The 12,735-nt window shown below is 69.1% G+C and carries 12 protein-coding genes; 5 read left to right on the forward strand and 7 right to left on the reverse strand.

Annotation, left to right across the window (positions count from 1 at the left end; genetic code table 11):
* Positions 1 to 55 precede the first annotated feature (55 nt).
* The 4 genes from E0F75_RS08870 (at position 56) to pknB (ending at position 6,643) form a co-directional block, all read left to right on the forward strand.
* Entirely contained in the window at positions 56 to 1,549 is a 1,494-nt protein-coding gene (locus tag E0F75_RS08870) for a Stp1/IreP family PP2C-type Ser/Thr phosphatase (protein WP_187621937.1), read from the forward strand.
* A gap of 26 nt (positions 1,550 to 1,575) precedes the next feature.
* Positions 1,576 to 2,997: an FtsW/RodA/SpoVE family cell cycle protein gene (locus E0F75_RS08875; protein ID WP_187621938.1), complete on the forward strand. Its 1,422-nt coding sequence runs from the start codon at positions 1,576 to 1,578 to the stop codon at positions 2,995 to 2,997.
* Complete coding sequence (locus E0F75_RS08880; protein ID WP_187621939.1) at positions 2,994 to 4,460, forward strand: penicillin-binding protein 2; 1,467 nt, start codon at positions 2,994 to 2,996, stop codon at positions 4,458 to 4,460. Before E0F75_RS08875 ends, E0F75_RS08880 begins: the two co-directional genes overlap by 4 nt.
* 155 nt (positions 4,461 to 4,615) lie before the next feature.
* On the forward strand, positions 4,616 to 6,643 hold the full coding sequence (gene pknB / locus E0F75_RS08885) for a Stk1 family PASTA domain-containing Ser/Thr kinase (RefSeq protein ID WP_187621940.1): 2,028 nt from the start codon (positions 4,616 to 4,618) through the stop codon (positions 6,641 to 6,643).
* A 120-nt stretch (positions 6,644 to 6,763) separates the two neighbouring features.
* On the opposite strand, the gene E0F75_RS08890 is transcribed toward pknB, so the two are convergent.
* The 6 genes from E0F75_RS08890 to E0F75_RS08915 all read right to left on the reverse strand — a co-directional run bounded on the left by E0F75_RS08890 (position 6,764) and on the right by E0F75_RS08915 (position 11,121).
* Positions 6,764 to 7,438, reverse strand: coding sequence for a class E sortase (locus tag E0F75_RS08890; RefSeq protein WP_187621941.1), 675 nt, complete (start codon positions 7,436 to 7,438; stop codon positions 6,764 to 6,766).
* Positions 7,439 to 7,475: 37 nt separating this feature from the next.
* Positions 7,476 to 8,774 carry a class E sortase gene (locus E0F75_RS08895; RefSeq protein ID WP_187621942.1) on the reverse strand — a complete coding sequence of 433 codons (1,299 nt, stop codon included), beginning with the start codon at positions 8,772 to 8,774 and terminating at the stop codon, positions 7,476 to 7,478.
* Positions 8,771 to 9,409 (reverse strand): aminodeoxychorismate/anthranilate synthase component II, encoded by a 639-nt coding sequence (locus tag E0F75_RS08900; protein ID WP_017240376.1) that lies wholly within the window; start codon positions 9,407 to 9,409, stop codon positions 8,771 to 8,773. Before E0F75_RS08900 ends, E0F75_RS08895 begins: the two co-directional genes overlap by 4 nt.
* A complete protein-coding gene (locus tag E0F75_RS08905; RefSeq protein WP_143204864.1) occupies positions 9,406 to 9,567 on the reverse strand; it encodes a DUF4175 domain-containing protein in 162 nt (53 codons plus the stop codon). Before E0F75_RS08905 ends, E0F75_RS08900 begins: the two co-directional genes overlap by 4 nt.
* Before the next feature lie 64 nt (positions 9,568 to 9,631).
* Positions 9,632 to 10,300 carry a class E sortase gene (locus E0F75_RS08910; RefSeq protein WP_187621943.1) on the reverse strand — a complete coding sequence of 223 codons (669 nt, stop codon included), beginning with the start codon at positions 10,298 to 10,300 and terminating at the stop codon, positions 9,632 to 9,634.
* A 53-nt stretch (positions 10,301 to 10,353) separates the two neighbouring features.
* Complete coding sequence (locus tag E0F75_RS08915; RefSeq protein ID WP_187621944.1) at positions 10,354 to 11,121, reverse strand: DUF881 domain-containing protein; 768 nt, start codon at positions 11,119 to 11,121, stop codon at positions 10,354 to 10,356.
* A 140-nt stretch (positions 11,122 to 11,261) separates the two neighbouring features.
* Between E0F75_RS08915 and crgA the strand changes: the two genes are divergently transcribed.
* Positions 11,262 to 11,516: a cell division protein CrgA gene (gene crgA / locus E0F75_RS08920; RefSeq protein ID WP_030321260.1), complete on the forward strand. Its 255-nt coding sequence runs from the start codon at positions 11,262 to 11,264 to the stop codon at positions 11,514 to 11,516.
* 315 nt (positions 11,517 to 11,831) lie between these two features.
* On the opposite strand, the gene E0F75_RS08925 is transcribed toward crgA, so the two are convergent.
* Entirely contained in the window at positions 11,832 to 12,716 is an 885-nt protein-coding gene (locus tag E0F75_RS08925) for a rhomboid family intramembrane serine protease (protein ID WP_187621945.1), read from the reverse strand.
* Between the last annotated feature and the right edge of the window lie 19 nt (positions 12,717 to 12,735).

Here is a 12,735-nt window from a genome sequence, read left to right on the forward strand (position 1 = left end):
CAGTGTGGGTCGAGACCGGCTGTACCCCGATGCAGCGTCGACAGGGCAGGTGCGCATGACTCTGTCCCTGCGATTCGCCGCGGGCTCGCACAAGGGCATGATCCGCGAGGGCAACGAGGACTCCGGCTACGCCGGCCCCCGGCTGCTCGCCATCGCCGACGGCATGGGCGGCCAGGCCGCCGGTGAGGTCGCCTCCTCCGAGGTGATCTCCACCCTCGTCACGCTCGACGACGACGTCCCCGGCTCCGACATCCTCACCTCGCTCGGTACGGCGGTGCAGCGCGCCAACGACCAGCTCCGGATGATGGTCGAGGAGGACCCGCAGCTCGAGGGCATGGGCACCACGCTCACCGCCCTGCTGTGGACCGGCCAGCGGCTCGGTCTGGTGCACGTCGGCGACTCGCGCGCCTATCTACTCCGCGACGGTGTGCTGACCCAGATCACCCAGGACCACACCTGGGTCCAGCGGCTCGTCGACGAGGGCCGGATCACCGAGGAAGAGGCCACCACCCACCCGCAGCGCTCGCTCCTCATGCGCGCGCTCGGCAGTGGCGACCACGTCGAACCCGACCTCTCCATCCGTGAGGTCCGGGCCGGCGACCGCTACCTGATCTGCTCCGACGGCCTGTCCGGCGTGGTCTCGCACCAGACGCTCGAGGACACCCTCGCCAGCTACCAGGGCCCGCAGGAGACCGTGCAGGAGCTGATCCAGCTCGCCCTGCGCGGCGGCGGCCCCGACAACATCACGGTGATCGTCGCCGACGTCCTGGACGTCGACGGCGGCGACACCCTCGCCGGTCACCTCAGCGACACCCCGGTCATCGTGGGCGCGGTCGCCGAGAACCAGGCCGCCCAGCTGAACGACGGCGGGGCGATGCAGACCCCGGCGGGCCGCGCCTCCGGACTCGGTCGCCCGGCCCCGCACCAGCAGCCGCCCGCCGGCGGGTTCGGCCCGCCCGGAAGCGGCGACGGCCACGGCTACGGCGGAATGCCCCCGCAGGGCTCCTTCGAGTCGTACACCGACGACGACTTCGTGAAGCCGCGCAAGGGCCGCAAGTGGCTGAAGCGCTCCTTCTTCCTGATCCTCGTCCTCGCGGTCATCGGCGGCGGGCTGTACGGCGGCTGGCGCTGGACGCAGACCCAGTACTTCGTCGGGTCCAAGGACCAGCACGTGGCGCTGTACCAGGGCATCAGCCAGGACCTCGCCTGGGTCTCGCTGTCGAAGGTCGAGAAGGACCACCCCGAGATCGAACTCAAGTACCTCCCCGCGTACCAGCAGAAGCAGGTCGAGGACACGATCACGGGCGGCAGCCTCGCCAAGGCCGAGACGAAGATCTCCGAGCTGGCCGTGCAGGCCTCGGCCTGCAAGAAGACCGCGGAGCGCCGCGCGGCCGCCGAGAAGGCGGCCGACCAGGCGAGCAAGCCGCCGGCCGAGACGCCGGACGGCACCGCCACCCCTGACTCCAAGCCCACCACAGCCGCTCCGACCCCGGGTCCCACCCTCACCGCGGAGGAGCAGAAGCTGGCCTCGAACTGCGGCAAGCAGTAAGCACCCGTAGGGGGCCTTTCACCACCATGAGCGTTGTCACCAACACGACCACCATCGGCGCGATCGAGGCGCCGAGCCGCCGCAACACCGAGCTGGCGCTGCTGGCGTTCGCCGTCATCATCCCGGTGTTCGCCTACCTCAACGTGGGCCTGGCCATCGACGGCAAGGTCCCGGCCGGCATGCTCGGGTACGGGCTCGGCCTCGCGCTGCTCGCGGGCGTCGCCCACCTCGTGGTGCGGAAGTGGGCCCCGTACTCGGACCCGCTGCTGCTGCCCCTGGCGACCCTGCTCAACGGCATGGGCCTGGTGCTGATCTGGCGGCTGGACCAGTCGCCGCGGCTGATCGCGAAGTCCATTCGGGACTTCGGGAGCTTCAGCCCCGACGCACCGAAGCAGATGTTGTACTCGGCGATCGGCATCGCCATGTTCGTGGGCGTGTTGCTGCTGCTCAAGGACCACCGCGTCCTCCAGCGCTACACGTACATCTCCATGGCGGCGGCCCTCGTCCTGCTCCTGCTGCCGCTCGTTCCCGGCCTCGGCACTCCGGTCTACGGTGCCAAGATCTGGATCAACATCGCCGGATTCTCCATCCAGCCCGGTGAGTTCGCGAAGATCGTGCTCGCGGTCTTCTTCTCCGGATACCTCATGGTGAAGCGGGACGCCCTCGCGCTGGCCAGCCGCCGCTTCATGGGTCTCTACCTGCCGCGCGGACGCGACCTGGGTCCCATCCTCACCATCTGGGCGATCAGCCTCCTCATCCTGATCTTCGAGAACGACCTCGGTACCTCGCTGCTGTTCTTCGGCATGTTCGTGATCATGCTGTACGTGGCGACGGAGCGGACCAGCTGGATCGTCATGGGCCTGGGCATGTCGGTCGCCGGCGCGGTCGGCGTGGCCTCCTTCGCAAGCCACGTCCAGGCACGTGTGGACGCCTGGGCCGACCCCTTCGCCTGCGCCAAGACGGTCCCGGCCTGCGACCAGATGACCCAGGTGCTGATGTCGTTCGGCTCCGGCGGCATCCTCGGCACCGGCCTCGGTCAGGGCAACTCGGACCTCATCGGCTTCGCCGCGAACTCCGACTTCATCTTCGCCACCGTCGGCGAGGAGCTCGGTCTCGCCGGTGTGATGGTCTTCCTGCTCCTCTACGGGCTGATCATCGAGCGCGGTGTCCGCACGTCCCTCGCCGCCCGCGACCCCTTCGGCAAGCTGCTCGCGATGGGTCTCTCCGGCGCCTTCGCGCTCCAGATCTTCGTCGTCGCCGGCGGTGTGATGGGTCTCATCCCGCTCACCGGTATGACGATGCCGTTCCTCGCGTACGGCGGATCCTCCGTGATCGCCAACTGGGCTCTGATCGGCATCCTGATCCGGATCAGCGACACCGCGCGCCGTCCCGCGCCCGCTCCCGCCCCGTCACCCGACGCCGAGATGACCCAGGTGGTCCGTCCGTGAACAAGCCGCTGCGTCGGGTCGCGATCTTCTGCGGCCTGCTCATCCTCGCTCTGCTCCTGCGGGACAACTGGATCCAGTTCGTCCGCGCCGACGAGCTGAACACCCACGCGTCGAACAAGCGTGTCCAGATCGAGCGGTACGCCAACGTCCGGGGCAACATCATCGTGGACGGCAAGCCGATCACCGGCTCCGTCGACTCCAAGGACCCGTTCTACAAGTTCAAGCGCACCTACCTCGACGGCCCCATGTGGGCCCCGGTCACCGGTTACGCCTCGCAGGCCTACGACGCCAACCAGATCGAGAAGATCGAGGACGGCATCCTCACCGGCAACGACGACCGGCTCTTCTTCGACCGCACGCTCGCCATGTTCACCGGCGAGAAGAAGAAGGGCGGCGACGTCGTCACCACCCTCAACGGCGCCGCGCAGAAGGCCGCCTTCGAGGGTCTCGGCAAGAAGACCGGTGCCGTCGTGGCCATCGAGCCGTCGACCGGCAAGATCCTGGCGCTCGCGTCCACCCCCTCGTACGACCCCTCTTCCTTCGCCGGCTACTCCGCCAAGGACGAGAAGGCCTGGGTGGCCCTGGAGAAGGACAAGAACAAGCCGAAGCAGAACCGCGCGATCCGTGAGATCTACCCGCCCGGATCCGTCTTCAAGGTCGTGACCGCCGCCGCCGCTCTGGAGAACGGCAAGGTCACGGACATCAACGCGAAGACCGACACCCCCGAGGGCTGGAAGATCCCCCTCTCCAACCGGGAGATGATCAACCACGCCAAGGGCTGCGCCAACGCCAGCCTGAAGCATGCCCTCGACATCTCCTGCAACTCGGTGTTCGCGAAGCTCGGCGACGACGTCGGCCGCGACAAGATGGTGGAGATGGCCGAGAAGTTCGGTTTCAACGCCGAGCAGTTCACCCCGGTCCGGTCCTCCGCCTCGGTCTACGACAAGGCGGCCGACCGCGGTGGCAACGCGCTCTCCTCCATCGGCCAGTTCAACACCGCGACCACCCCGCTCCAGATGGCGATGGTCACGGCGGCGATCGCCAACGACGGCAAGCTGATGAAGCCGTACATGATCGATGAGCTGCGCGCCCCCAACGTCGACCTGCTCAAGAAGACCGAGCCGGAGGAGATGAGCCGCCCGGTCTCGCAGGAGAACGCGCAGCTGCTCCAGCAGATGATGGAGAGCGTCGTCACCAACGGCACCGGCGGCAACGCCGACGTGAAGATGGACGGCGTCAAGGTCGGCGGCAAGACGGGTACGGCCCAGCACGGCGACAAGAACGCGAAGCGCCCCTACGCCTGGTTCATCTCGTACGCGAAGACCGCCGAGGGCTCCCCGGTCGCGGTCGCCGTGATCGTCGAGGACTCGGAGGGCACCTCGCGTGAGGACATCAGCGGTGGCGGTCTCGCCGCCCCGATCGCGAAGGCCGTGATGAAGGCGGTCCTGAAGACCCGGGGCTGACGTCTCGGCCCCGTTCGTGCCAGGTACCGGTCAGGTATCAGCTACCGGCCCCGGGCGGATCGTCTTCCCGGGGCCGGTACCGTATCCGCGAACAGCACACACCGCCGGACCACCCATGGGTGCGGTCGGGACAGACGGAGAGGGCTGGATTAGCTATGGAAGAGCCGCGTCGCCTCGGCGGCCGGTACGAGCTGGGCTCGGTGCTCGGCCGTGGTGGCATGGCCGAGGTGTACCTCGCCCAGGACACCCGGCTCGGCCGCACCGTCGCCGTGAAGACGCTGCGGGCCGACCTGGCCCGCGATCCGTCCTTCCAGGCCCGGTTCCGCCGTGAGGCACAGTCCGCCGCCTCGCTGAACCATCCGGCGATCGTCGCGGTCTACGACACCGGCGAGGACTACGTCGACAACGTCTCCATCCCGTACATCGTGATGGAGTACGTCGACGGGTCGACCCTGCGTGAGCTACTGCACTCCGGGCGCAAGCTGCTGCCCGAGCGCACCCTCGAGATGACGGTCGGCATCCTCCAGGCGCTGGAGTACTCGCACCGCGCCGGCATCGTGCACCGTGACATCAAGCCGGCGAACGTCATGCTGACGCGCACCGGCCAGGTCAAGGTCATGGACTTCGGCATCGCGCGCGCCATGGGCGACTCCGGCATGACCATGACGCAGACCGCCGCGGTGATCGGCACGGCCCAGTACCTCTCCCCCGAGCAGGCCAAGGGCGAGCAGGTCGACGCCCGCTCCGACCTGTACTCCACGGGCTGCCTGCTGTACGAGCTCCTCACCGTGCGTCCCCCGTTCCTCGGTGACTCCCCGGTCGCGGTCGCGTACCAGCACGTGCGCGAGGAGCCGCAGCCGCCGAGCAACTTCGACCACGAGATCACGCCCGAGATGGACGCCATCGTCCTCAAGGCGCTGGTCAAGGACCCCGACTACCGGTACCAGTCCGCCGACGAGATGCGCGCGGACATCGAGGCATGCCTCGACGGTCAGCCGGTCGCGGCCGCCGCCGCGATGGGCATGGGGATGGGCATGGCGGGCGCGCCCGCGTACGGCGGGGGCTACGGCGGCTACCCGGAGGACCAGCCGACGACGGCGCTGCGCCAGACGGACCCGGCGGGCCAGACCTCGATGCTCCCCCCGATCAACTCGGACGACGGTGGCTACGGCTACGACGACCGCCCGGACCGCCGTCGCGGCGGCCAGAAGAAGTCGAACACCTCGACGATCCTGCTGGCCCTCGCGGGCATCCTGGTGCTCGTCGGCGCGATCTTCATCGGCGTGTCGCTGTTCGACAAGAAGGACGGCGTCCGGCAGGTCGCCGTGCCGCAGCTGGTCGGCCAGACGGTCGCGGTGGCGACGGAGCGGGCGACCAACGCGGAAGTGAAGGTGCAGGAGGCCGGCGCCGAGCGCTGCGACCAGCCCAAGGGCACCATCTGCCGCCAGGATCCCGCCGCGGACGGCACCGCGAAGATGGACACCGGTTCCACGATCCAGGTGTACGTCTCCGAGGGCGCGCCGCTCGTGGAGGTTCCGGACGTCCAGGAGCAGTCCCAGGAGCGCGCCGAGCAGTCCCTGAAGGCCAAGGGCTTCAAGGTGAAGGTCGAGCAGCAGGAGTCCGACGAGGACCCCGGCACGGTCCTGCAGCAGAATCCTGACGGCGGCACCAAGGCGGAGACGAATTCCGTGGTGACGATCACCGTCGCGAAGCAGAAGCTGCTGCAGCTTCCCGATGTGAAGACCCGGAGCTACGACCAGGCCGTTCAGCAGCTGAACGGGGTCGGCTTCACCAACATCACCAAGGAGGAGGTCGACTCCGACCAGCCCGCGGGCATCGTCGTCGACCAGACTCCGCAGGGTCCCTCGGACCAGTCCAAGGAGATCCAGATCACGCTGAAGGTCTCCAAGGGCCCGCAGCAGACCCAGGTCCAGATCCCCGCCGGCCTGGCCGGCAAGCAGTTCAAGGAGGTCAGGGACGTGCTTCAGGGCTTGGGCCTGACCGTCGTGCAGCAGGGCTCCGACAAGGAGGACGCCCTGGTCCTCAGCACGAACCCCCCGGAGGGTTCGATGGTCCCCACCACGCAGCCGATCAACGTGATCACGGTGGGCGGCGGTGGCAACCAGGGCGGCAATCCCGGTGGCGGAGACAACAACGGCGGTGGCGGCGGCTTCTTCGACTGAGGCCCTCACGACCGCTCAGGCGGTCGGACCGTTCGAAGGGGAGAGCCCCGGCATCCAGTGGATGCCGGGGCTCTCCCCTTTTGCCGCGCGGGTCGCCTCAGCGGAACTCCGCTGAGCGCCTCAGCCGAGCTCCGCCGGAGGCGTCCGGTCGCGGTCGACCTTCTCGGTGCGCACCAGCTCGCCCCAGACGATGTACCGGTAGTCGGAGGTGTACATGGGGGTGCAGGTGGTCAGGGTGATGAACCGGCCGGGCTTCGTCTTCCCCGACTCCTTGGGGACGGGCTGGAGGACGTCCACGTTGTACTTCGTGGTCTCCGGCAGGGTCTTGTAGACCTTGTAGACGTACCAGGTGTCCTTGGACTCGAAGACGATCGGGTCGCCGTTCTTCAACTTGTGGATGTTGTGGAACTTGGCGCCGTGTCCGTCCCGGTGCGCGGCGAGCGTGAAGTTGCCCTGCTTGTCCTGCGGGAGCGCGGACTTGATCGGGTCGGTGTAGTAGCCGGCGACGCCGTTGTTGAGGATGGCGCTCTTGGTGCCCTGCTTGACCAGGACCTCGCCGTTGTTCATCGCCGGCACGTGGAGGAAGCCGATGCCGTCCTTGGTGTCGAGCGCTCCGGGTCCGTCGGCCCAGCGGTCGCGGACCTGGGCGCCGTCCTGGTCGGCGGCGCGGTCGGCGAGGACGTTGGTCCACCACAGGGAGTAGACGACGAAGAGGCCGAGCACCAGGCCCGCCGTGATGAGGAGTTCGCCGAAGAAGCTGATGACTCCGGCGATCCGATTGCGCACGCGTGCCACTAGGTCGTCCCGTCGTCCCGTCCGGAGGTGTGGGGTCTCAGCCTACGAGCGCTTTCGGCTTTCCCTCACTGCGCGGGCGTTCCTCGACCAGCTTGCCCCACACGATCATGCGGTACGTGCTGGTGAACTCGGGCGTGCAGGTGGTCAGCGTGATGAACCGGCCGGGCTTGGTGAAGCCGGAGCCCTTCGGCACCGGGTCGATCACGGAGACGTTCGAGGGCGCGGTCTGCGGCAGGATGCTCGCCATCTCGTAGGTGTAGTACGCGTTCCGGGTCTCGACGACGATGGGGTCGCCGGGCTGCAGCCGGTTGATGTAGCGGAACGGTTCGCCGTGGGTGTTGCGGTGGCCGGCGACCGCGAAGTTGCCCTGCTTGTCGGAGGGCATGGCCGTCTTGAGCTTGCCCTCGGCGTAGTGGCCGACCATGCCCTTGTCGAGGACCTTCGCCTTGTTGATGCCCTCGGCGACGGGGACGACGACGTCCAGTTTGGGGATGTACATGATGGCGAAGCCCTCGCCGGGCTCGAACGCCCCCGGCTTGCTGTCGTCCTTGTCGGCGTCGCCCTTGGCCCAGGTGTCCTCGATCTGTTCCTTGGCCCGGTCGGTCTCCTGGCCGGCGAGGATGTTCGTCCACCACAGCTGGTAGGTGACGAAGAGCAGCATGACGACGCCGAAGGTGATGAAGAGTTCCCCGACGGCGCGGCTGGCGATGACGCCGACGCTGTCCTTGGCGGCGCGGGCGGCGCGCCGGGCCTCGACGCGGGAGAGCGGCGCCGCGGGCGGTTCGCCGGTCGGGGCGCCGGCCGTGGTGGTGGGCGGGCCGCCTCGGCGGCTCTTGCCCCGGCCGCCGCCCTTGGCCGCGCGGCGGCGCTCCGCCCGGCCGGGCCCGGGAAGGGGCTCCACGGCCTCCAGGACGGTCGTGTCGCCCGGGGAGGCCTGAGGGGGCTCAGGCGCCTCGTACGGCTCGTACGGGGGCGTGTAGGCGTCCTCGCGGGGAGCGTCGTAGGTGGTCTCGCGGGGGGCCTCGTAGACGGGCTCGGGCTCCCGGTACGTCTGCTCGGTCTCCCGGTACGTCTGCTCGGGCTCCCGGTACGTCGGTGCGGGCTGTCCGTAGGCCTGCGGCGGTTCCTCCTGGTACGCCTGCGGCGGTTCCTGCCGGTACGCCTGCGCGGGGTCCTGGTAGGGCTGTCGGGGCTCCTGGTAGGCCGCCTGCTCGGTGTACGGGTACGGGGCCGGAGCCGGTTCCTGGTACGGCGAGGGGGCCCCGTAGGGGTCCGCGGGTATCGGCTCGGGCTCCGGCTCGTTCGTCGCCCGGAACCACGGAGAGCCCGTCGTCACGCGACGGCCTTGCCCACCACCGGCGCGAGCCCCGCCGACCGTCCGACCGCCCCCTTGTCGCCGCACTGCTCCAGCCAGTTGGCGAGCATCAGGTGTCCGTGCTCGGTGAGGACCGATTCGGGGTGGAACTGGACGCCCTCGACGGGCAGTTCGCGGTGGCGCAGGCCCATGATGATGCCGTCCTCGGTCCGCGCGGTGACCTCGAGCTCGGCCGGCAGGGCGGCGGGCTCGGCGGCGAGCGAGTGGTAGCGGGTCGCGGTGAACGGCGAGGGCAGCCCGGCGAAGACGCCCTGCCCCTCGTGGGTGACGAGGGAGGTCTTGCCGTGCAGCAGCTCGGGCGCCCGGTCGACGACGCCGCCGTACGCCACGGCCATCGACTGCATGCCGAGGCAGACGCCGAAGACGGGCACGCCGGTGGCCGCGCAGTGCCGGACCATGTCGATGCAGACTCCGGCCTGTTCGGGCGCGCCGGGGCCGGGCGAGAGCAGGACGCCGTCGAAGCCGTCCTGGGCGTGGCTCAGCTCGACCTCGTCGTTGCGGAGGACTTCGCACTCCGCGCCGAGCTGGTAGAGGTACTGAACGAGGTTGAAGACGAAGCTGTCGTAGTTGTCGACGACGAGAATTCGCGCGCTCACTGGCCGTCCACCGTCACATCGTTGAACGGAAGCAGCGGCTCCGCCCAGGGGAACACGTACTGGAAGAGGGCGTACACGACCGCGAGGACCAGCACGATCGAGAGCAGCGCCCGCACCCACGCGTTGCCCGGCAGATGCCGCCAGATCCAGCCGTACATGACGTCGACCGCCCCTTCCGTTCGTTACGGGGACCAGAGTACGGGGCGAGGGGGCCGTGGGGGGTCAGCTGTCCAAAGCCTGTGGACGGCCGTCGGCGACCGGGCGGGTGGCGTCGAGGTGTGCCCAGACGACGAGCCGGTGGCTGCTGCCCCACTCGGGTTCGCAGGTGGTGAGGGTGAGATAGCGGCCGGGCCCGTCGAATCCGGACTTCGCGGGTACGGGGTCGATGACGCCGACATCGGTGGGCACGGTCCGGTGGGGGGCGCGGTCGACGCGGTACGTGAACCAGGTCGTCCCGTCGGTGAGGACGATCGCGTCGCCCTTGCGCAGCCGGGGGAAGTCCTTGAAGGGGTCTCCGTGGGTGCGGCGGTGGCCGGCGACGGCGAAGTTGCCGGTCGCGCCGAGGCGGGCGGTGCCGGCGTAGTGGCCGAGCCCCTTCTTCAGGGTGCCGACCCCGGTGCCCTGGAGGACGGGCCACTTCCAGTCCCTGCCGAGCCGGGGGACGTACATGACGGCGATGCCCTTGCCGGGGGCGTACGGCACGGCTCCGGCGGCGGGAGCGGCGCTCCGGACCGGGGTGCCGGTCCACTCGCGCTGGAGGGTGTCGATCTGCCCGGCGCTCGCGCTCGCGGCCTGGACCCCGGTCCAGTACAGGACGTACACGACGAACAGGACGATCAGGGCGCCGACGGTGATGCACAGCTCGCTGAAGGTCCTCACGACGAGACGCAAGCGCCCCTCCCGCAGTCGGCTCCCGGCGGCGCCGGCCCCGCGCGCGCGTGGTGTCAGCTCACCGGCTTCGCTTGGTGGAGGTCCACTGTGCCCGAGTACCCGGGAAGAGTCACCGCCCTGTGCTCGTCGACTTTCCAGCCGAGCCCGTACGCCTTCACGTACAGCTGGTAGTTCTGGATCGCCGGGGAGCCCGCGAGCGCCTTGTTCAGCTTCCCCCGGTCACCCACGGCGGTGATCTTGTACGGGGGCGAGTAGACGCGGCCCTGGAGGATCAGGGTGTTGCCGACGCAGCGCACGGCGCTGGTGGAGATCAGCCGCTGGTCCATGACCCGGATGCCCTCGGCGCCGCCCTGCCACAGGGCGTTGACGACGGCCTGGAGGTCCTGCTGGTGGATGACCAGGTCGTTGGCCTGCGGCTCGGGGTAGCCGGGGGCGGCCTGGGCGTTCGGCGGGGCGTCGTTGAGGGTGACGGTGAGACCGGAGCCGGAGACCTCCGTGGTGCCCGCCGCCGCCTCGAGCGCGTCGAGTCTCGCGTCCTCCGCACGGGTGGAGCCGTCGTCGCGGGCGGCGAGGGAGTCGACCTGGGTGCGGAGGGCGGAGGTGGACTCGTCGAGGCCCGCGTTCTTGTGGCTGCGCTCCTCGATCAGGTCGGAGAGCCGCAGGAGTGAGGCGTCGGTGCGGATGTTGGTGCCCTTGGCGGTGTTGAAGCTCGTGACGAAGATCAGTCCGGCGAGGGCGAAAACGGCAAGGGTGAGCACCTGGACGGGGCGCCACCTCGCGGTGCGGCCAGGTCCTTCGGGAGTGCCGGCGGAATTGCTCAACGTACCCTGATCCCCTTCGGTGCCGCGGAACCACTACGCTAACGGACGCCTGGGGGACGCAGTCGTCCTCCTTCGTCACATCCCGGCGCCAGCCACAGTTCCCTGCGCGGTCACGCAGCGCATCGACAGGAGAGTCCCTCGTGCCGAAGTCACGGATCCGCAAGAAGGCCGACTTCACGCCCCCGCCCGCGAAGCAGGCCACCTCGATCAAGCTGACCAACCGCAGCTGGGTGGCGCCTGTGATGCTCGCGCTGTTCGCCATCGGTCTGGTGTGGATCGTGGTCTTCTACGTCACAGACGGTTCGATGCCGATCGAGTCGATCCGGAACTGGAACATCGTGGTGGGCTTCGGCTTCATCGCGGCCGGCTTCGGTGTCTCCACGCAGTGGAAGTAGCGGCGAACAGCAGGAGTACGGCGGCCGTCTAGCGCTCGTACCGGCTGCTCGTCAAGCTCTCCCCTGAACTTATCCACAGCGTTGTGCACAGCACTGGATAACTTACGAAGATCTGTGGATAACTCGCACGAGGTTGACGCCGGTATGACCGGAATCACCCTCTCCGGGAACCACAACGCCCCTCGCCTCCCTGGAGAAATGCCAGGTCAGAGGCGAGGGGCGTGATCTTTCCCCATGGAGTGGGGAGAGATCGCCACGCACTGTGGATAACTCTGGGGAAAGCTCACAGAGAAGCTCGTCCACAGCCCTGTGCGCTCAGGTGAGCGCCGCCGTGCGGGCCAGCACGATCCCCACGTCGAGCAGCAGCACCAGGGCCAGCGCCCCGTACTGCACCAGGTCCCGGCGGGCCCTCGGCGCGTGCACGAGCGCGTACGTCACCACGACGCCCGCGACCAGACCACCGACGTGGGCCTCCCAGGAGATCCCCGGTCGGGTGAACGTCATGAGCAGTGACAGGGCCACGAAGAGGATCACCGGCCGCATGTCGTGACGGCGCCGGCGGGCGAGCACCACCCAGGCGCCGATGAGGCCGTAGACCACGCCGGAGGCGCCGAGCGAGGGCTGGTTCTGCGCGGCGACGAGATAGGCCAGCACGGAGCCGGAGAGACCGGAGAGCAGGCACAGGGCCGCGTACCGGATCCGTCCCAGCTCGGGCTCGACGATCCCGCCGATCACCCACAGGCCCAGCACGTTGAAGAGGATGTGCCAGACCTCCTGGTGGAGGACGGTCGAGGTCAGCAGCCGGTACCACTCGCCGTCGGCGACCCCGACGAGCTCGCCGAGCGCCGGGCTGTAGGCGTAGCCGATGAGCACGAGCTCGTCGACGAGCCGGTCGCCGAACGCCAGGACGGCGATGTAGACCGCGAGGTTGATCCCGATGAGGATCTTGGTGACGAGGCGGTCGTCCGCCGCGACCCGGCCGCCGGCGAGCGTCCGCGGCTGGTTGGCGTCGGCGGCGTGGCCGGTCCCCGAACCGTTGCGTACGCAGTCGGGGCACTGGAAGCCGACGGATGCGGAGACCATGCACGCCGGGCAGATCGGCTTCTCGCAGCGCGTGCAGCGGATGCCGGTCTCCACCTCGGGGTGGCGGTAGCAGCGCGGCGGACCGGCGTGCGCGTTCTCGGAGGGTCTCGGTTCCATGAGAGGTGCCGTCCCTTCC

It is taken from the genome of Streptomyces sp. CB02980, from assembly GCF_014451325.2.
GTDB lineage: Bacteria > Actinomycetota > Actinomycetes > Streptomycetales > Streptomycetaceae > Streptomyces.